Source organism: Actinoallomurus rhizosphaericola (assembly GCF_024055675.1).
In the GTDB taxonomy this organism is placed as follows: Bacteria; Actinomycetota; Actinomycetes; order Streptosporangiales; family Streptosporangiaceae; genus Actinoallomurus; species Actinoallomurus soli.
Genome location: NZ_JAMXMW010000006.1, coordinates 81858 through 103866, shown reverse-complemented (window position 1 = coordinate 103866; position 22009 = coordinate 81858). Strand labels below are relative to the sequence as shown.

The following is a 22009-nucleotide window of genomic DNA, read 5'->3' as shown; positions in this document are numbered from 1 at the left end:
CTCCCGCCGCCCGCGTCCGGTGGTCACAGGTCCTCCAGCTCCGCCTCGAACTCGTCGATCTCATCCTGGCCGAGGTCGACCAGGGAGATGTCGGACGGCGTGTGCCCGCCGTCCTCGGTGACCGCCAGCTCCCGCAGCGCCGCCGACCACGCGTCGGCGAGCTCCCGCACGTCGTCCTCCTCGTACAGACCGGACGCGTACGACCAGGTCACCAGCAGGTGCGGGCCGTCGGGCAGGTCGTGGACGACCGCGTTGACGTCGATGCCGTGCGGCAGCGGCGTGCCCGGCCCGTGGCCCATGCCGAGCAGGCCGGACTCCGGCGCGGTGGACCACTCGCCCTGGCCGGGATTCACCCGGCCCTGGTAGTTGAAGCCGAGCTGCGGGGTCACCGTGAGCGTGCCGCGCGTCGCCGGGGTGAGGTACCGCAGCAGCCCGTACCCGAGGCCCTCGCCGGGAACGGCGCGCAGCTGCTCCTTGACCCGCTTCAGCGCGCGGCCCGGGTCGTCGGTACCGGGGGCCAGCCGCACCGGGTACAGGCTCGTGAACCACCCGACCGTGCGGGACAGGTCCGGGCCTAGGTCGGCGCGGCCGTGGCCCTCCAGGTCGACGAGCACGCTCTCCCGGCCGCGCCGGCGGCGCACGGCGAGCGCGAGCGCGGTGAGCAGGACGTCGTTCACGGTGCCGTGGAAGGCCGCCGGAACGGTCGTCAGCAGCGGTGCGGTGACCTCCGGCGGCAGGCTCGCGCGCAGGTGCCGTACGGTCTCGGCGGTGTCCACCGCCGGGTCCAGGGGCCGGGCGGCCAGTGGGGGGTCGTCCCGCAGGGCGGTCCAGTGCGGGAGTTCGTCCACAAGCTGTGGATCGTTCGCGGCGGCGACGAGCCGCCGCGCCCAGCCGCCGAACGACGTCGGAACCGGGTCGAGCGGATGCCCCTCCAGCGCGAGGACGAGGTCGGGGAGCAGGATCCGCCAGGAGACGCCGTCGACGACGAGGTGGTGCAGCGTCAGCAGCAGCCGGCCGGGCGCGTCGCCCGCGTCGAACCAGACGACGCGCACCGTCGCGCCGGCCGCCGGGTCCAGGGCCCGCCGCGCCGCCTCCGCCTGCTCCGCGATGCCGTCCAGGCCCTCGACGCGGGAGACGTGCGGGCGTCCCGTGCCGCGCGGCGTGACCTCGGCCCGCCGCCCGTCGAACCGCAGGCGCAGCGCGTCGTGGTGGTCCACGAGCGTCTCGACGGCCCGCGTCAGCCGGTCCAGGCCCAGCCCGGGCGGCACGGTCAGCAGCGCCGACTGGTGCAGCGAACCGCCCAGCTCCGCGAACCAGCTCATGATCGGGGTGAGCGGTACCGGCCCGATCCCCGCGCCCTCGGGCTCCGGCTCCGCGCCGTCCCGGCCGGCGGGCCGCGCCACCGCCGCCAGCGCGCCCGGCGTCCGGTGCCGGAACACCTCCCGCGCCGTGAGGACGAGACCCTCGCGCCGCGCCCGCGCGACGAGCTGGATCGCCACGATGCTGTCCCCGCCCAGGTCGAAAAAGCCGTCGTCGGCGCCGGCCGGCCCGTCCAGGCCGAGGACCTCGGCGAACAGCCGGCAGAACAGCTCCTCCTCCGGCGTGCGCGGTGCCCGGCCCGACGCGCGGAACTCCGGCGCCGGCAGCGCCGCGCGGTCGAGCTTCCCACTCGTGGTCAGCGGCAGTGCGGGCAGCGGGACGACGGCCGCCGGGACCATGTACTCCGGCAGCCGGTCACGGGCGAACGCCCGCAGCCCGGCCGGGTCGGCGTCGCCCACGACGTACGCGACGAGACGCCGCCCGCCGGGCGAGTCCTCCCGCAGGACCACGGCCGCCTGGGACACGCCCTCGTGCCCGGCCAGCACCGACTCGACCTCGCCCGGCTCCACCCGGAACCCCCGGATCTTGATCTGGTGGTCCGTACGGCCGAGGTACTCCAGCCGCCCGTCGGCGCGGTGGCGGACGAGGTCGCCGGTCCGGTACATCCGCTCACCCGGCGCGCCGTACGGGTCCGCGACGAACCGCTCCGCCGTGAGGCCCGGGCGTCCGAGGTAGCCGCGCGCCAGGCTGAGGCCGGCGGCGTACAGCTCGCCGGGCACGCCGGGCGGCACGGGTCGCAGACGCTCGTCCAGCACGTACACGCGGGTGCCCGCCACAGGGGCGCCCATCGGCGGCGTGACCCGGCCGGACAACGGCGCGCCGACCGTGGTGGCCACCGTCGTCTCCGTCGGCCCGTACGCGTTGATCATCCGGTGGTCCCGCGACCAGCGCTCCACCAGTTCGGGCGGGCACGCCTCACCGGCGACGACGAGGGTCAGCCCCGGCGGCAGCCCCTCCAGGGTCGGGAGCGCGGCGGGCGGCAGCGTCGCGTGCGTGATCCGCTGCGCGGCGGCCAGCTCGGCCAGCGGCGTGCCCGGGACGAGCCGGTCGGGCGGCGCGAGGACGAGCGTCGCCCCGGACAGCAGCGCGACCAGCTCCCAGAACGCCGCGTCGAAGCCCGGCGACGCGAACTGCAGCACCCGGCTTCCCGGCCCGATCCCGAGACGTTCGCGCTGCGTCGCGGCCAGGCTCGCGATCCCCCGGTGCGTGACGACGACGCCCTTCGGCCGCCCCGTCGACCCGGATGTGTAGATCACGTACGCCGCGCCGTCGACCCGCGCGCCGCCGGCGGCCGGGGACGGCGGGCCGTCGGTCCGCTCGACGCCGTTCTCGGTGACCACGCAGACCGGGCGGGCGTCGTCCAGCATGGACGCGACGCGGTCCGGCGGATGGGTGACGTCGATCGGCAGGTACGCGGCACCGGTCATGGCGACGGCCAGCATCGTCACGACGAGCTCGACGGACCGGGGCAGCGCGATCGCCACGATCCGCTCCGGCCCGGCGCCCAGCCCGGTGAGCGTCCCCGCGCGCTCCTCCGCGCGCGCGGCCAACTCGGCGTACGTCAGCTCCTCACCCTCGAAGACAACCGCCGTCGCCTCCGGCGTCGACGCCATCTGCGTCCGGAACAGCTCCGCCAGCGTCATCGGCGGCACCGCGCGGGCCGTGCCGTCGAAGTCGGCCAGGAGCCGGCGGCGCTCGGAGTCGTCCATCAGGTCGATCGCGCCGATGCGCGCGTCGGGGTCGGCGGCGACGGCGGTGAGCAGGCGGCCGAGCCGCGCGGCGACGGCCTCGGCGGTCGCCGCGTCGAACAGGTCCGTCGCGTACTCCAGGACCCCGTCGAGGCTCTCCTCCAGGCTCAGCGTCAGGTCGAACTTGGCGACCCCCGCGTGCAGCGGCAGCGGCTCCGCGGCGCCGCCCGGGATGTGCAGTTCGGCCGACGGGTTGTTCTGGAAGGCGAGCATGACCTGGAAGAGGGGATGGCGGGCCATGCTGCGCGGCGGGTCCAGGATCTCCACGAGGCGGTCGAACGGCAGATCCTGGTGCTGGTAGGCGGCCAGGTCCGTGTCCCGCACGCGGGTGACCAACTCGCGGAAGGTCGGGTCGCCGGAGGTGTCGGTGCGCAGGACGAGCGTGTTCACGAACATGCCGACCAGGCCGTCGAGGGCCTGGTCGGTGCGTCCGGCGACGGGCGTGCCGATCGGGACGTCGGTGCCCGCTCCGAGCCGGGTGAGCAGCGCGGCCAGGGCCGCCTGCACCACCATGAAGACGCTGGCGTTCGTCCGCCGGGCCAGCGCCCTGACCCCCTCGGCGTCGAGTCGCACGGGCACCTGCCCGCCCCGGTGGGACGCCTGGGCGGGGCGCGGCCGGTCGGTGGGCAGGTCGAGCTGGTCGGGCAGGCCGGTGAGGGCGTCGCGCCAGTAGGCCACCTGGCGGGAGATGAGGCTGCCGGGGTCGTCCTCGGACCCGAGGAGCCCGCGCTGCCAGACCGCGTAGTCGGCGTACTGGACGGGCAGCGGTTCCCAGGCGGGCGACCGTCCCTCGGCGCGGGCGGCGTAGGCGGTGATCAGGTCGCGGGCCAGGGGCGCGAACGACCATCCGTCGGCGGCGATGTGGTGCAGCACCAGCAGCAGCACATGGTCACCGGGCCCGGCGGCGTACAGGCGGGCGCGGACCGGGATCTCCGCCGCCAGGTCGAACCCGTGCGCCGCGTCCCGGGTCAGAGCGGCCGCCAGGTCATCGGCCTCCTCGACCCGGAGTTCAGGGCGCTCGTCCTCCAGGATCACCTGGTACGGGGTGCCGTCCGACTCGGGGAAGATCGTTCGCAGCGCCTCGTGCCGCGCGACCACGTCCGCCAGCGCCGCCCGGAGCGCGTCGACGTCCAGGTCGCCGGTCAGGCGGAGCGCCAGCGGCATGGCGTACGTCGCGCTGCGGCCCTCCAGCCGGGCCAGGTACCAGAGGCGACGCTGCGCGTACGACAGCGGCGGTGCGCCGGCCGTTCGCGGGCGGGGCGTCAGCGGCGGCCGGGCCGTGTCCGCCCCTTCGGCCGCCTCGGCGAGGCCGGCGACGGTGGGCGTCTCGAACAGCGCCCGGACCGGGACCTCCACGCCGAGCACGGACCGGACGCGGGCGACGACCCGGGTGGCCAGCAGCGAATCCCCGCCCAGCGCGAAGAACCCGTCGTCCACCCCGACCGACGACGCTCCCAGCACCTCGGCGAAGATGCCGCACAGGACCTCCTCGACCGGCGTGCGCGGCCCCCGCGACGACGACTCCACCTCCGGCGCCGGAAGGGCCCGGCGGTCGACCTTGCCGTTGGGCGTCAGCGGCAGCGCGTCGAGGACCGTGATCGAGGACGGCAGCATGGAGTCCGGCAGGCTCTGCCCGGCGAACTTCCGCAGCTCCGCCGGTTCCACCGCCCCGACGACGTACGCGGTGACGCGCCGGTCGCCGGGCCGGTCCTCCCGGACGACGGCGACGGCCTGCGCGACGGCCTCGTGCGCGGTGAGCACGGCCTCGATCTCGCCCAGCTCGATGCGGAACCCGCGGACCTTCACCTGGTGGTCGACCCGGCCGAGGTACTCGATCCGCCCGTCGGGGCGGTGCCGGGCCAGGTCGCCGGTGCGGTACATGCGGCCGGGCCCGTACGGGTCGGCCACGAACCGCTCGGCGGTCAGGTCCGGGCGGCCGAGGTAACCACGTGCCGGCCCGGAACCGGCGATGTACAGCTCGCCGGGGACGCCCGGCGGCACGGGCCGCAGCGCGTCGTCCAGGATGTAGACCCGCGTGTTGGCGAGGGGCCGTCCGATCGGCGGCCGCGCCGCCGTGGCCTCGTGGATCTCGGTGCCGGTGGACCAGATCGTCGTCTCGGTCGGGCCGTACAGGTTGCGGACCGCGCAGCCGCGGTCGAGCAGCGCGCGGGCGAGCCCGGTGGGCAGCGCCTCGCCGCCCACGAGCGCCCGGAGCCCGTCGAGCTCGGGAAGATCGGTGAGCTCCTGCCAGAGGGTCGGCGTGGCCTGCATGACGGTCGCGTCCGCGAGGAGTCGGCCGAGCCGCGCCGGGTCGGTGACCTCCTCCTCGCGCGCGAGCCGGACCCGCGCCCCGGTCAGCAGCGGCAGGTAGACCTCCACCACCGAGATGTCGAAGCCGACCGTGGTCACCGCGACGAGCGTGTCGTCCGGCGTGAGCGGAACCTGTTCGGCCATCGAGACCAGGAGGTTCGTGACGGCGCCGTGCGGCACGACCACGCCCTTCGGCCGCCCCGTCGACCCGGACGTGTAGATCACGTACGCCGGGTGGCCGGGCCGCCGGGCGCGAGCGGCGACGGGTTCGGCCGGGTGGTCGTCCGGCCGCAGCGGGAGCCGGACCGTGCTCAGGTCGCCGGGGAGCACGTGCGCCGTGGTGTCGCAGGTCACCGCCGCGACGGGCCGGGCGTCCTCGATCATCATCGCGATGCGGTCGGCCGGGAAGCGGGTGTCGATCGGCAGGTAGGCCGCGCCCGTCTTGTGCACGGCGAGCAGCGCGACGAGGAGTTCGGCCGTACGCGGCAGGGCGAGGGCGACGAGCCGTTCGGGGCCGGCGCCGTGCTCCACGACGAGGTGACGGGCCAGCCGGTCCGCCTCCTCGTTCAGCCGCGCGTAGGTGAACGTCACCGGGGTGGCCGGGTCGTCCAGCGTGCCCGCGACGAGTGCCGGGGCGTCCGGCGTGCGTGCGACCTGCGCCTCGAAGAGCTCGACGGGCGCGGCCTCGGGAACCGGGCGGACCGTCGCGTTCCACTCCTCCAGGACCCGATGCCGTTCCCGCTCGTCGAGGACGTCGATGTCGCGCAGCGCGACGCCCGGATCCGCGACGACCGCGCGGAGCACCCGGACGAACCGCGTGACGATCGTCTCGGCGGTCGCCTCGTCGAACAGGTCGGTCGCGTACTCCAGCACGCCGCTCAGCCCGTCACCGTCCTCCAGCACGAAGTGCAGGTCGAACTTGGCCGTCGCGGTGTCCGCGCGCAGGGGCTCGGCCGTGAGGCCGGGGAGGGCGAGCCGGGCGCGCGGGTTGTTCTGGAACGCGAGCATGACCTGGAAGAGGGGGTGGCGGGCCATGCTGCGCGGCGGGTTGAGGATCTCCACCAGGCGTTCGAAGGGGAGATCCTGGTGCTGGTAGGCGGCCAGGCCGGTGTCTCGCACGCGGGCGACGAGCTCGCGGAAGGTCGGGTCGCCGGAGGTGTCGGTGCGCAGGACGAGCGTGTTGACGAACATGCCGACCAGGTCGTCGAGCATCTGGTCGGTGCGTCCGGCGACGGGCGTGCCGATCGGGACGTCGGTGCCCGCTCCGAGCCGGGTGAGCAACGCGGCGAGGGCCGCCTGCACCACCATGAAGACGCTGCAGTGCGCGCTCCGGGCCAGCGCGGCGATCCCGGCGCGCAGCTCCGGATCGATGTCCACCGGAACCCTCCCGCCCCGGTAGGAGGCCTGCGCGGGCCGGGACCGGTCGGTGGGCAGGTCGAGCTGGTCGGGCAGGCCGGTGAGGGTGTCGCGCCAGTAGGCGACCTGGCGGGAGATGAGGCTGCCGGGGTCGTCCTCGGACCCGAGGAGCTCCCGCTGCCAGACCGCGTAGTCGGCGTACTGCACCGGCAGCGGCCGCCAGGCGGGCGACCGTCCCTCGGCGCGGGCGGCGTACGCGGTGATCAGGCCCCGGGCCAGCGGCGCGAACGACCATCCGTCGGCGGCGATGTGGTGCAGCACCAGCAGCAGCACATGCTCGCCGGGGCCGGTCCTGTACAGGCGGGCGCGGACCGGGATCTCCGTCGCCAGGTCGAACCCGTGCGCCGCGTCCCGGGCCAGAGCGGCCGCCAGGTCATCGACCTCCTCGACCCGCAGCTCAGGCCGTGCGTCGTCCCGGACCACCTGGCAGGGCTCGCCGTCGACCTGTGGATAAACCGTCCGCAGCACGTCATGCCGCGCGACCACGTCCGCCAGCGCGGAGCGGAGCGCGTCGACGTCGATCTCCCCGGTCAGCCGGAGCGCCAGCGGCATGGCGTACGTCGCGCTGCGGCCCTCCAACTGGTCGAGGAACCACAACCGCTGCTGCGCGTACGACAGCGGAACCCGATCCGGCCGCGGCACGGGTGCGAGCTCCGGCTGTGAGCCGTGGCGTGCGTCGTCGAGCCGTGCGGCCAGAGCGACGGCGGTCGGAGCGTCGAAGAGGGTGCGCACGCCGACCTCGACGTCGAGCACCGCACGGATCCGGCCGACCATGCGGATCGCCAGGAGCGAGTCACCGCCGAGCGCGAAGAAGTCGTCGTCCGGACCGACGCGGTCCACTCCCAGCAACTCGGCGAACAGCCCGCACAGGATCTCTTCGGCCGCCGTCCGGGGCGCCCGCGAGGACGAGGCGGAGAACTCCGGCTCGGGCAGGGCCCGGCGATCGAGCTTGCCGCTGGAGGTCAGGGGGAGCTCGTCGAGGACCAGGAGGGCCGCCGGGACCATGGCCTCGGGAAGGCTGCGGGCGGCGAGCGCCCGCAGGTCCGCCACCAGCCGGGCGGGATCGGTGCCGGCCGCGCGTGCCACGACGTACCCGACCAACCGGACTCCGTCCGTGCCGTACGGCCGGGCGACGACGGCGCAGTGGGCGACCTCCTCATGTCCGGCGAGGACGGTTTCGATTTCGCCGGGTTCGATGCGGATGCCGCGGATTTTGACCTGGTGGTCGGTGCGTCCGAGGTATTCGAGTTGGCCGTGGTGGTTCCAGCGTGCGAGGTCTCCGGTCCGGTACATGCGTCCGGGTCCGAAGGGGTTGGCGACGAATCGTTCGGCGGTGAGTGCGGGCCGGTCGTGGTAGCCGCGTGCGAGTTGGGCTCCGGTGAGGTAGAGCTCTCCGGGGACGCCGGGTGGTACGGGCCGCAGTGCGGTGTCCAGGACGTAGAGGCGGGTGTTCCAGACCGGGTGTCCGATCGGCACGCTGCCCGTCCCTGGCCGGTGGCGCCAGGAGGTGACGTCGACGGACGCCTCGGTCGGCCCGTAGAGGTTGTGCAGTTCCACCCCCGGAAGCAGGGCGTGGAAACGTGCCGCCAGCTCGGGTGACAGCGCCTCCCCGCTGCACAGCACCCGCCGCAGGCCCGTGCAGTTCGCCGCCTCCGGGTCGGTGAGGAAGGCCGCCAGCATCGACGGCACGAAGTGCGCCGTCGTGACGCCATGACGCTGGATCAGGTCGGCCAGGTAGCCCGGATCCCGATGCCCGCCGGGCCGGGCGATGACGAGTGCCGCGCCGGTCTGCAGGGGCCAGAAGAATTCCCAGACCGACACGTCGAACGTCGCCGGGGTCTTTTGCACGACGCGGTCGCCGGGCCTGAGCCCGTACTCGGCCTGCATCCACAGCAGCCGGTTGACGATGCCGGCGTGCGGGACGACGACGCCCTTCGGCCGACCCGTCGAACCGGACGTGTAGATGACGTACGCGGCGCCGTCCGGGCTCGTCGTACGGGCCGGGTCGGTGTCGGCGAACCCGGCGAGTTCCTCGGCCACCGCCGGGTCGTCGAGGACGAGCAGCGGCATCCCACTCGGCAGCCGCCCCGCGAGTCCGGTCATCGTGACGACCACGGCCGGACGGGTGTCGGCGAGCATGTACGCGATGCGGTCGGCCGGGTGGTCGGGGTCCACCGGCACGTACGCCGCTCCCGCCTTGATCACCGCGTACATGGCGACCGGCAGCTGCAGGGAGCGGGGCAGGGCCAGGGCGACGCGGCTCTCCGGGCCGATGCCGCACTCGGTCAGGTAGTGCGCGAGCCGGTTCGCCCGCGCGTTGAAGTCGGCGTAGGTCAGCCCGGCACCCTCGTACACGAGCGCGACCGCGTCCGGGGTCCGGGCCGCCTGCGCCTCGAACAGGTCCGCCAGCGTCACCGCCGGTACCGGGCACGCCGTGGCGTTCCACTCCTCCAGCACCCGCCGGCGTTCGCCGGGCAGCAGGACGTCCACCGCGCCGACCGGTACGTCGGGCGTCTCGGCCATGGCGCGCAGCAGCTTCAGGAACCGGGAGAGCAGTGTCGCGGCGGCGTCCCCGTCGACGACGTCCGGCCGGTGGTCGAGGCGGAACGTCAGCCGGTCGCCGGGGACGACGTACAGGGTCAGCGGGTAGTGGGTGGCGTCCCGCTGGGTCGCGCCGGTGAGGCGGAGGCCCGCGACCGGTTCGTCCATCGCGGACGGGTCGAAGGGGTAGTTCTCGAACACGGTGAGGGTGTCGAACAGCGCGGATCCGGCTCCCGCGCCACCGGCCAGGCCGGTGATCTCGGCGAGGCCGAGATGCCGGTGGTCGAGCAGCGCGGCCTGTTCGGCCTGGAGGCGGGTGAGCAGGTCCGCGAGCGTCTCGTCCTCCCGGACGCGGAGCCGTACGGGGACCGTGTTCACGAACAGGCCGATCATCTGATCGACGCCCGGGAGCTCCGGCGGGCGTCCGGAGACGACCTGGCCGAACACAACGTCGGACCGGCCGGTCAGCCGCGCCAGCAGCAGTCCCCAGGCGGCCTGGACGAGCGTGTTGACCGTGACGCCGTGCCTGCGGGCCTGTCGCCGGAGCCGGGTGGTCGGCTCCTCCGGCAACTGCTCCGACACGGCGCACGGGAGGACGGGGGCTCGGCCCGCCGCCTCGGGCAGCAGGAGGGTGGGCTCCTCGACCCCGTCGAGCGCGGCCGTCCAGGCGCGGGTCGCCGCCGCCTGGTCCTGTCGCTTCAGCCAGGCGAGGTACTGCTTGTAGGGAGTGGTCGCCGGCGGCTGCGCCCCGGCGTAGCGGGCGAGCAGCTCGGCGACGAGGAGCGGCGTCGACCAGCCGTCGAGCAGGATGTGATGGTGGGTGAGGATGATCCGGGCGCGCTCCGGACCGGTCCGTACGAGTGTGAGGCGGATCAGCGGCGGTCGAGTCAGGTCGAAGGGCGCGACGCGGTCGGCGTCGGCGATCCGGTCGGCCTCGGCCGCGTCGGCCGCCTCGATCTCACGGAACGGCAGCTCCACCGAGCGCGGTACGACCTGCACCGGCTTCTTCACCCGGTCGTGGGGGAACGCGGCGCGCAGGTTCGGGTGCCGGCGCAGCAGGTCCTGGCCCGCCTTCCGCAGCGCGTCCGCGTCGACGGCGCCTTCGACGTCGAGGACGACCTGGGCCGCGTAGACGTCCTGCTCGTCGAGGAGCGCGTGGAACAGCAGGCCGTGCTGCAGCGGCGACAGCGGCCAGACGTCCTCGATCTGCGACCGGTTCAATCCTGCTCCCAAAGGTCCTCGAGCGCGTCGATCTCGTCCTGGTCCAGCTCGACGAGGGTCAGGTCCGAGGGCGTGTGCCCGCCGCCGTCCGCGTCGGCCAGGTCCCGCAGCGCCGCGAACCAGCGGTCGGCCAGGTCGCGGACCGCGTCCTCGGGCAGCCAACCGCCGGGCCAGACCCAGGTGGCCTGCAGGTCGCCGTCTCGCGTCACGGCGTCGATCTCCAGGCCGTGGGCGAGCGGCAGGTCCGGGTCGTGGCCGGGTCCGAGTACGTCGGACTCCGGGGCCAGGCTCCAGTCGCCGTCCCCGGTGTCGACCCGGCCGAGGTAGTTGAAGACGATCTGCGGCGCGGGCAGGGCGGCGAGCCGCTGCCGGGTTCGCGGGTTCAGGTGGCGCAGCAGCCCGTACGTCAGGCCCGCCGGGACCGCCCGCAGCTGCTCCTTCACCCGCTTCAGCGCCTGCCCGGCGTCGCCGGTGCCGGGGTCCAGCCGTACCGGGTGCAGGGCGGTGAACCAGCCGACCGTCCGCGTCAGGTCGACGCCGCCGCGCGCGTCCGGCGCGGTCTCACCGCTGAGGTCGTCGGGGTCCTCGCGCCCGTGCCCCTCCAGGTCGATCAGTACGCCGTTGTCGGACGGCCGCCCGCGGTCGCGTCGCCAGGCGGTGACGGCGCGGGCGAGCCCGGTGAGCAGGACGTCGTTCACGCCGCAGTGGAACGCGGCGGGGACCGTGGTCAGCAGCGGTTCGGCCTGCGCGCGCGGCAAGGTCACGGTGAATCGCCGCAGATCCGCTCCGGTGTACGCGGCGACGTCCCGCGCGCCGGGATCGCCGAGGGGCGGGTCCGCGACGTCGAGGAGTTCGATCCAGCGCGGGAGCTCGTCCACAACCTGTGGATGGCCGGCGGCGGCCGCCAGCCGCTGCGCCCACCTCCGGTACGAGGTCGGCACCGGGTCCAGGGCCACGCCCTCCAGCGCGAGCACCAGGTCGGGCAGCAGGATCCGCCAGGACACCCCGTCCACGACCAGGTGGTGCAGGACCAGGAGCAGCCGGCCCGGCGCGTCACCGGCGTCGAACCAGACGACCCGGACCATCGCCCCCGCCTCCGGATCGAGGCTCCGGCGGGCGGCCTCGGCCCGCGCCGCGATCGCCTCGCGGTCGTACCCCTCGACCCGGCTCACGCACCTCGTCGCGTCCACGATCCCGGGCGGCGCCATCTCCAGCCACCACGCGTCGCCGTCCGTCCGGTGCAGCCGCATCCGCAGCGCGTCATGGTGGTCCAGCAGCGTCCGCACCGCCGCGGTGAGGCGGTCCACGCCCAGGTGCGGCGGCACGGTGAGGAGCATCGACTGGCTGAACCCGCCGAACGGCCCGCCGCGGTCGGCCAGCCACGCCACGATCGGCGTGCGCGGCACCGGCCCGATCCCCGCGCCGGGCGGCTCCGTTCGCGCCGTCACGTCGGCGGCCGTACGGGCGACCGCCGCGAGGGCGGCCGGGGTCCGGTGCTGGAACACGTCCCGCGCACTGATCACCAACCCGGCGGCCCGCGCCCGCGAGACGAGCTGGATCGCCAGGATGCTGTCGCCGCCGAGGTCGAAGAACCCGTCGTCCGCCCCGACGGACTCCGACCCCAGCACCTCGGCGAAAATCTCACAGAGCAGCCGTTCGGCCGGGGTCTCCGGAGCCCGCGACCCGGCCGTCGCGCCGAACACGGGCGCGGGCAGCGCCGCCCGGTCGACCTTCCCGCTGGGGGTCAGGGGGAACGCCTCCAGCACGACCACCGCCGCCGGGACCATGGACTCCGGCAGCGCCCGCATGGCGGCCCGCCGCACCTCGGCCGGGTCCACGTCACCGGTGACGTAGGCGACGAGACGCCGATCGCCCGGCCGGTCCTCCCGCGCGAGCACGACGACCGAGGTCACGCCCTCCTGCCCGGCGAGGACGGTTTCGATTTCGCCGGGTTCGATGCGGATGCCGCGGATTTTGACCTGGTGGTCGGTGCGTCCGAGGTATTCGAGTTGGCCGTGGTGGTTCCAGCGTGCGAGGTCTCCGGTCCGGTACATGCGTCCGGGTCCGAAGGGGTTGGCGACGAATCGTTCGGCGGTGAGTGCGGGCCGGTCGTGGTAGCCGCGTGCGAGTTGGGCTCCGGTGAGGTAGAGCTCTCCGGGGACGCCGGGTGGTACGGGCCGCAGTGCGGTGTCCAGGACGTAGAGGCGGGTGTTCCAGACCGGGTGTCCGATCGGCACGCTGCCCGTCCCTGGCCGGTGGCGCCAGGAGGTGACGTCGACGGACGCCTCGGTCGGCCCGTAGAGGTTGTGCAGTTCCACCCCCGGAAGCAGGGCGTGGAAACGTGCCGCCAGCTCGGGTGACAGCGCCTCCCCGCTGCACAGCACCCGCCGCAGGCCCGTGCAGTTCGCCGCCTCCGGGTCGGTGAGGAAGGCCGCCAGCATCGACGGCACGAAGTGCGCCGTCGTGACGCCATGACGCTGGATCAGGTCGGCCAGGTAGCCCGGATCCCGATGCCCGCCGGGCCGGGCGATGACGAGTGCCGCGCCGGTCTGCAGGGGCCAGAAGAATTCCCAGACCGACACGTCGAACGTCGCCGGGGTCTTTTGCACGACGCGGTCGCCGGGCCTGAGCCCGTACTCGGCCTGCATCCACAGCAGCCGGTTGACGATGCCGGCGTGCGGGACGACGACGCCCTTCGGCCGCCCCGTCGAACCGGACGTGTAGATGACATAGGCCGCGTGACCCGCCGAGACGGATCGGTCGGGGGCGGTGGCCGGCAGCGCCTCCAGCTCCTCCCGTACGCCCGGGTCGTCGAGGATGAGCAGCGGCAGATCGGCCGGCAGCCGGCCGGCGAGTCCGGTCGTGGTGACGACCACGGCCGGGCGGGTGTCGGCGAGCACGTAGGCGAGACGGTCGGCCGGGTGGTCGGGGTCCACCGGCACGTACGCCGCTCCCGCCTTGATCACCGCGTACATGGCGACCGGCAGCTCCAGGGAGCGCGGCAGCGCCAGCGCCACGAACCGCTCCGGGCCGATGCCGCACTCGGCCAGGTAGTGCGCGAGCCGGTTCACCCGCGCGTCGAACTCCGCGTACGTCAGCTCGACGCCCTCGTACACGAGGGCCACGGCGTCCGGGGTCCGGGCCGCCTGCGCCTCGAACAGGTCCGCCAGCGTCACCGCCGGAACGGGACACGCCGTGGCGTTCCACTCCTCCAGCACCCGCCGGCGCTCCGCGCCGTCGAGCAGGTCGACCGCGCCGATCCGCACGTCCGGGTCGGCGGCGACCGTCTCCAGGAACCGTACGAAGCGGGCCGCGATCCGCTCGGCGGTTCCGGCGTCGAACAGGTCGAGGGCGTACTCCAGGGTGCCGTCGAGCCCGGCCGGGCCGCCGTCGGACGCCCGGCGTTCCTCGAGCATCAGGTGCAGGTCGAACTTGGCCACGCCGGCGTGCACGGGCTCGACGGCCACCTGGACGTCGGGCAGGTCGATGACGGCCCGTTCGGTGTTCTGGAAGGCGAGCATGACCTGGAACAGCGGGTGTCGGGCCATCGAGCGTTCCGGCGCGACGATCTCGACGAGCCGCTCGAACGGCAGGTCCTGGTGCTGGTAGGCGGCCAGGTCCGTCTCGCGCACCCGCGCCAGCAGCTCGCCGAACGACGGGTCGCCGCCCGTGTCGGTCCGCAGGACGAGCGTGTTGACGAACATGCCCACGAGGTCGTCCAGCGCCTCGTCGGCACGGCCCGCGATGGGCGATCCGATCGGGACGTCGGTGCCCGCACCGAGCCGGGTCAGCAGCGCGGCGAGCGCCGCCTGCGCGACCATGAACACGGTCGCGCCGCGCTCCCGCGCCAGCGCTTCGAGCCGGGCGTGCAGCGCGGCGTCCACGCCGAACGTGACGGTCGCCCCGCGGTAGGACGCGCGCGCCGGGCGCGGCCGGTCGGTGGGCAGGGACAGCCGGTCGGGCAGCCCGGCGAGCGCCTCGCGCCAGTACGCGGCCTGCCGCCCGACCAGTCCCTCGGGATCGTCGTCGTCCAGCAGGGCCCGTTGCCAGAGCGCGTAGTCGGCGTACCGCACGGGCAGCGGGTCCCACGCGGGCGTCTCGCCGTCGACCCGTGCGGCGTACGCGGTGATGAGGTCGCGGGCCAGCGGGGCGAGCGACCAGCCGTCGCAGGCGATGTGATGGACGACGAGGAGGAGCAGGTGCTCGTCCGCGCCGAGGGCGTACAGGTGCGCCCGCAGCGGCGGCTCGACCGACAGGTCGAAGCCCCGCGCGGCGTCCGCCGCCACCCGTTCGTACAGTTCCGCGGTCTCGGCCATGTCGACGACCGTCAGCTCGGGCGCCATGCCGTCGACGACGAGCTGGTACGGCGTGCCGCCGGAGACCGGGAAGACGGTCCGCAGCGGTTCGTGCCGTTCGGCGAGGTCGCACAGCGCGATCCGCAGGGCGGCCTCGTCGAGTTTTCCGGTCAGCCGCAGGGCACCCGGGAGGTTGTAGGTGCCCGACGGTTCGTCCTCGAGGCTGTCGAGGAACCACAGCCGCTGCTGCGCGTACGAGAGGGGGACGATCGGCGGGTGGTCCACGGGCCGCAGGGGCGGCCGGGCGGTGCCCGCCGTGTCGAGCGTCCGCAGCACACCGGCGGGCGTGGGGGCCTCGAACAGCGCCCGGATCGTCGGCTCCACGCCGAACGCCGAGCGGATCCGGCTGATCACCCGCGTGGCGAGCAGCGAGTTGCCGCCCAGGTCGAAGAAGCCGTCGTCGGGGTCGACCCGTTCCGCGCCGAGCACGTCGGCGAAGATCCCGCAGACGATCTCCTCGGCGGGGGTGCGCGGCGCGCGCGACGGCGCCGTGGCGGGCGTCTCCGGCGCGGGCAGGGCGGCCCGGTCGAGCTTCCCGCTCGGCGTGAGCGGGAACGCGTCGAGGACGACGACGGCCGAGGGCACCATGTGGCCCGGCAGCCGCCCGGCCGCGAACGCGCGCAGCCCGGCCGGGTCGGCGTGCCCGGTGACGTACGCGACGAGGCGCCGGTCGCCGGGGCGGTCCTCCCGCAGCACGACGACGGCCTGGCCGACCGCGTCGTGCTCCCCGAGCACCGCCTCGATCTCGCCCGGCTCCACCCGGAACCCGCGGATCTTCACCTGCTGGTCGGTACGGCCGAGGTACTCCACCTGGCCGTCGGCGGTCCAGCGGGCGAGGTCGCCGGTCCGGTACATGCGGCCGGGCCCGAACGGGTTCGCGACGAACCGCTCGGCGGTGAGGCCGGGCCGGTCGTGGTAGCCGCGCGCCAGGCCGCTGCCGGTCAGGTACAGCTCGCCGGGCACGCCGACCGGGACGGGGTTCAGCCAGGCGTCGAGGATGTACGCGCCGGTGTTGGTCAGCGGCCTGCCGATCGGGACGGCCCCGTCCGGGTCGCCGCCGTCGCTCTCCCACGCCAGCGCGTACACGGTGGCCTCGGTGGGGCCGTAGATGTTGGCGATGCGGGTCCCCGGCAGCGCGGCGCGCGCCTCCCGCAGCAGGCGCGGCGTCAGCGCCTCGCCGGCCAGCGCGAGGGTGCCGGCGTTCGGCCGGGCACCCTCGGCGAGCACGGCGGCCAGCGCGGACGGCACCGCGCAGATCAGGTCGACGTCGACCGGCCGCTCCAGCAGGGCCAGCAGGTCCGGAACGATCTCGATCGAACCCCCGGCCAGGAGCGGCACGAGCGTGTCGAACACCGACACGTCGAAGTTCAGCGAGGTGGCGGCCAGCACCCGCGACAGCCGTTCCCGCCCGAAGTCGCGGACGGCCCAGTCGACCAGGTCGACGACCCCGCGGTGCGGGACGACGACGCCCTTCGGCCGCCCCGTGGACCCCGACGTGTAGATCAGGTACGCGGCGTTCCCCGGCCGCACCCGCCGCGCGCCCGGCGCCTGACCCTCCCCACCCGGCCGCAGGCGCCGCACACCCGGCGCATCTCCATCGTCCGGCCGCACCTCCCGTACGCCCGGCGCGTGCCCCTCCTCGTCCGGCCGCAGGCGCGGCAGGTCCCGGGGCAGCGCGGTCTCCTCCCGCGCGATGACGCAGGCGGGCCGGGCGTCGTCGAGCAGGAGCGCGATCCGCTCCGCCGGGTGGCCGAGGTCGATCGGGACGTACGCGGCGCCCGCCTTGAGCACGCCCCACAGCGCGACGATCAGCTCCGCCGAGCGCGGCAGCGCCACGGCGACCAAGTCCTCAGGGCCGATGCCGCGCTCGGCGAGCGCGCCCGCCAGCCGGTCCGCCCGAGCGTTCAGCTCCGCGTACGTCAGCGTGACGGAGTTCGCCGGGTCGACGACCGCGACGGCGTCCGGCGTCCGGGCCGCCTGCTGGTCGAACAGTTCGCCGAGGGCTGCGGGCGGCACCGGCCGTCCCGTGCCGTTGAAGTCCTCCAGGACTCGCCGGCGCTCGGAGTCGTCCAGCAGGTCGATCGCGCCGACGCGGGCGTCCGGGTCGGCGGCGACGGCGGTGAGCAGGCGTCCGAGCCGTGTGGCGATGGCCTCGGCGGTCGCCGCGTCGAACAGGTCCGTCGCGTACTCCAGCGCGCCCGCCCCGCTCGGATCCAGGTCGAGCAGCAGGTCGAACTTGGCCGTCCCCGTCCCGACCGGCCGGATCCGCGCGGTCAGGCCGGGCAGCTCGACCTCGACCCGGTCGGTGTTCTGGAAGGCGAGCATGACCTGGAACAACGGGTGGCGGGCCATGCTGCGCGGCGGGTCGAGGATCTCGACCAGGCGGTCGAAGGGCACGTCCTGGTGCTGGTAGGCGGCCAGGTCGACGTCCCGCACCCGCCCGACCAGTTCACGGAACGTCGGGTTCCCCGAGGTGTCCGTGCGCAGGACGAGCGTGTTCACGAACATGCCGACGAGGTCGTCGAGCGCCTCATCGGTCCGTCCGGCGACGGGCGTGCCGATCGGGACGTCGGTCCCGGCGCCGAGCCGGGTCAGCAGCGCGGCCAGGGCCGCCTGCACGACCATGAACACGCTCGCGCCGGTCGCCCGCGCCAGCGCGGCGAGGCCCTCCGCGTCCAGCCGCACCGGAACCCGCCCGCCCGCGTACGACGCCTCGGCGGGACGCGGCCGGTCGGTGGGCAGGTCGAGCCGGTCCGGCAGCCCGGCCAGGGCCTCCCGCCAGTAGGCGACCTGCCGGGAGATGAGGCTGTCAGGGTCGTCCTCGGACCCGAGCAGGTCCCGCTGCCAGGCCGCGTAGTCGGCGTACTGCACCGGCAGCGGCTCCCACGCGGGGGCTCGTCCGCCGGCGCGCGCGGCGTAGGCGGTGACCAGGTCGCGCGCCAGCGGCGCGAACGACCACCCGTCCGTCGCGATGTGGTGCAGCACGACCAGCAGCACGTGCTCACCGGGCCCGGCCGTGTACAGGCGGGCGCGCAGGGGGATCTCGGTGGTCAGGTCGAAGCCGTGGGCGATGTCCCGGGCGAGCGCGGCCTCGATGTCGTCGGTCCGGGTGACCGCCACCTCCGGCCGTACGCCGCCCAGGACGACCTGGCGCGGTTCGCCGTCCGTCTCGGGATAGACGGTCCGCAGCACGTCGTGCCGCGCGACGAGGTCGGCGAGGGCGGCCCGCAGCGCGTCGACGTCCAGGTCGCCGGTCAGGCGCAGCGCGACGGGCATCGTGTAGGTCGCCGCGTCCGGTTCCAGCCGGTCGAGGAACCACACCCGGCGCTGCGCGTACGACAGCGGCACCGGGTCCGGGCGCTCGGCGGCCGTCAGCGGCGGGCGGGCCGGTGCGGAGGCGTCCAGCGCGGCGGCGAGCCCCGCGACGGTCGGCGTCTCGAACAGCGTCCGGACCGGCACCTCGACCCCGAGCACGGACCGCACGCGCGCGACGACCCGGGTGGCCAGCAGCGAGTCCCCGCCCAGCGCGAAGAACCCGTCGTCCACCCCGACGGCCGGCGTCCCCAGCACCTCCGCGAAGATCCCGCACAGGACCTCCTCGACCGGCGTGCGCGGGCCCCGCGACGACGACTCCACCTCCGGCGCGGGCAGCGCCCGGCGGTCGAGCTTCCCGTTGGGCGTCAGCGGCAGCGCGTCCAGGCGCACGATCGCCGCCGGGACCATGTGACCGGGGAGGGCGTCCCGTACGTGTTCGCGCAGCGCGGCGGGGTCCGCGTCGCGGCCGGTGACGTACGCGACGATGCGGCGGTGCCGGTCCTCGTCCGGCCCGTCCTCGCGGACGACGGCCGCGACCTCGTCGACGGACGGGTCCGCGCCGAGAACGGCCTCGATCTCGCCCAGCTCGACCCGGAACCCGCGCAGCTGCACCTGGTGATCGACCCGCCCGACGTACTCCAGCCGTCCGTCGGCGTGCCGCCGGGCCAGGTCGCCGGTGCGGTACATGCGGCCCGGCCCGTACGGGTCGGCCACGAACCGCTCGGCGGTGAGATCCGGCCGCCCGAGGTAGCCGCGCGCGAGTCCCGCGCCCGCGACGTAGAGCTCGCCCGTCACGCCGGGCGGCACCGGCCGCAGCGCCGCGTCCAGCACGTACACGCGCAGGTCGGGGATGGCACCGCCGATCACGCTGCCGGTCCCGGCCGCGGCGCTCGCGGCGTCCAGCGGAGCGTACGTGACGTGCACCGTCGTCTCGGTGATCCCGTACATGTTGACGAGGACGGGCGCGTCGTCGGCGTGCCGGGAGTACCAGCCGGCGAGCCGGGAGAGGTCCAGCGCCTCGCCGCCGAAGATCACGTACCGCAGTGCCAGGTCGCGGGTCTTGTCCCGGTCGGCGCGCGTGAGCTGCCCGAACGCCGACGGCGTCTGGTTCAGCACGGTCACGCGCTGGTCGTCGAGCAGCCGCAGGAACTCCTCGGGTGACCGGCTGACGTCGTACGGGACGACGACGAGACGGCCGCCGTACAGCAGGGCGCCCCACAGCTCCCATACCGAGAAGTCGAAGGCGTAGGAGTGGAACAGCGTCCACACGTCCGACGGCCCGAACCCGAACCAGGGGTCGGTCGCGTCGAACAGCCGCACGACGTTGGCGTGCGGGACGACGACGCCCTTCGGCCGCCCGGTGGACCCCGACGTGTAGATGACGTACGCCGGGTGCTCGGGCCGCAGCGGCACGACGGGGTCGTGCTCCGGAGACCCGGCGAGCAGGTCGTCGTCGAGGACGATCCGTTCGACGCCCGCGGGCGGTTCCATGCCCGGGGCCGTGACGAGGAGGGCGGGCGCGGCGTCCTCCAACACGGCCGCGATCCGGGCGGCCGGCTGGTCAGGGTCGATGGGCACGTACGCGGCCCCGGCCTTCAGCACGGCGAGGACCGCGACGACGAGGTCGGCGGACCGGGGGAAGGCGAGGGCGACGAGCCGCTCCGGCCCGGCGCCGCGCTCGATGAGCCGGTGGGCGAGCCGGTTCGCGCGGACGTTCAGCTCCGCGTACGTCAGCGACGCGCCGTCATGGGTCACCGCGACCGCGTCCGGGTCCCGCGCGACGCGCTCCGCGAACAACTCCGGAATCGTCGCCCGCCACATCCCGGTGTGGACGCCGGCCTCATCCTCCGTCGCCCCGGCGCGGTGGGGGACACGCGGTTCCGGGGGCGTCGCCCGCCGCGTCCGGGACGCTCCGGGCCGGTCGGTGGTCTGCTCCTCCGGGGGCACGGCCCGGTCGAGGGCGCGTTCCTCCGGGAGCGCGACGTCGAGCACGCCCGTCGGGCGGTCCGGCGCGGCGGTCGCGAGCGTGCGCAGGAACGCCAGGAGGCGCGCGTGGTGGGCGGCGACCTCCGCCTCGGTGTACCGCTCCGGGTGGGCGTCGAGGTCGACGCGCGTTCCCTCGCCCTCGTAGACGTTCACGGCGAGGTCCTCGACCGGGCCGGTGGTCAGCACATGCGGCACGCCCCGGTGCCCGGCGAAGTCCAGGTCCTGCTCGAACCCCATGATGTTGACGACCGGCCCGTACAGCGGCCGGGCGTCGCCGAGGAGGCCGAGGTCGCGGCGCAGGTCCTCCAGGCGGTACCGCTGGTGCCGCAGCAGCCGCCCGACCTGCTCGGTGACCTGGGCGGTGAGCTCCCGGACGGTGTCGGCGGGCCGTACGGTGAGGCGGAGCGGCAGGACGTTCGACAGCATGCCGGGCGTGCGGCGCGCCGCCGGGGTGGTCCGCGCGGTGACGGCGAGGCCGAGGACGACGTCGGAGACGCCGCACAGACGCGCGGTGTACGCCGCGGCGGCCGCGATCGTCAGCCCGGTGAGCGTGGTGCCGAGCACCCGTGCCGCCGACGTGAGGGCGTCGGCCTCGTCCGGGCCGAGCCGACCGGTCGCCCGGTGGGGCCGCGCGGACGGCCGCGTGCCGTGCCCCGGGCGCGCGGACGGCGACGGGGCCTCGGGCAGGCCGGCGCAGCGCTCCCGCCAGTACGCGCGGTCGCGTTGGAACCGGCCGGAGGCGCGGTACTCCTCGTCCTCGGTGAGCAGGACCTCCAGCGAGCCCAGTGTCCCGGCGCCGTACGGCCGTCCCTCGACCATGGCCGTGTACACCTCGGCGAGCCGTCGCGTGATCAGCGGGCCGCTGTAGCCGTCGACGGCGAGGTGGTGGCAGCGCAGGTACCACAGGTGACGGTCGGCGGCGAGGCGCAGCAGCGCGTTCCCGAACAGCCGTTCGCCGATGAGGTCGACCGGGGTGGCCGCGTCCGCGCGCATCCACGCCCGCGCGGCCGTCATCGGGTCGGCCTCGGCGCTCAAGTCGACGAGGGGGACCTCGACCGGCGCGACGTCGAGGACCTGTCCGGGCGGGCCGTCGCCGGCGGTCTCGACGAGGCGGACGTGCACCGCCTCGACCTCGTGCGCGCAGGCCCGTACGGCGGCGGCGAAGACCTGCGGATCGACCGGTCCGTCGATCTCGACGTACTGCGCGACCTGGACGGGAACGTCCGGGTTCAGCAGCTGGGCGTACCAGACGCCGCGCTGCGCCGCCGACAGCGGCCAGGGTGTGGTCATGGAGGGTCAGGCCGGGGTCGGTCGGTCGGGGAGAGCCGGGAGGTCGGTCGGGGTCGGTTGGTCGGGGGAGCGCAGCAGGTCGGTCGGGGTCGGTTGGTCGGGGGAGCGCAGCAGGTCGGTCGGGGTCGGTTGGTCGGGGGAGCGCAGCAGGTCGGTCGGGGTCGGTTGGTCGGGGGGAACACGGTCGCCGACGCGTTCGCCGAGGTGGGCGGCGATGGCGTGGATGGTGGGGTGGGTCCAGGCGAGGGTCGGCTCGACGTCCAGGTCGTACTCCGCTTCGATGTCGCCGCACAGGCTGATCGCGTACACCGAGTCCATGCCGTACTCGGCGAGCATCGCCGACGGGTCGATGTCGGCGGGGGAGCGTTCGAGGTACTCGGCGACGCGCTCGATCAGCCAGTCGCGGATGAGCGTCTCACTGGGCATGGGGGCCTCCGTAAGGTCGTG

General features: G+C 74.8%; 3 protein-coding genes. All 3 read right to left on the bottom strand.

Translation table 11 applies throughout. The features are described from left to right. Positions 1 to 23: 23 nt before the first annotated feature. From NE234_RS15880 to NE234_RS15870, 3 genes are read right to left on the bottom strand one after another with little or no spacing between them, the layout of a single operon-like run. On the bottom strand, positions 24 to 10616 hold the full coding sequence (locus NE234_RS15880; RefSeq protein WP_252781053.1) for a non-ribosomal peptide synthetase: 10593 nt from the start codon (positions 10614 to 10616) through the stop codon (positions 24 to 26). Next, on the bottom strand, positions 10613 to 21562 hold the full coding sequence (locus tag NE234_RS15875; protein ID WP_252781052.1) for a non-ribosomal peptide synthetase: 10950 nt from the start codon (positions 21560 to 21562) through the stop codon (positions 10613 to 10615). Before NE234_RS15875 ends, NE234_RS15880 begins: the two co-directional genes overlap by 4 nt. 6 nt (positions 21563 to 21568) lie before the next feature. Then, positions 21569 to 21988, bottom strand: a complete 420-nt coding sequence (locus tag NE234_RS15870) for an acyl carrier protein (RefSeq protein WP_252781051.1) — start codon at positions 21986 to 21988, stop codon at positions 21569 to 21571. Positions 21989 to 22009: the final 21 nt, after the last annotated feature.

Bases quoted from the DNA above. Each gene is read 5' to 3' on its own strand.
- NE234_RS15870 (WP_252781051.1), bottom strand. From the start codon at position 21,988: ATGCCCAGTGAGACGCTCATCCGCGACTGGCTGATCGAGCGCGTCGCC.
- NE234_RS15875 (WP_252781052.1), bottom strand. From the start codon at position 21,562: ATGACCACACCCTGGCCGCTGTCGGCGGCGCAGCGCGGCGTCTGGTAC.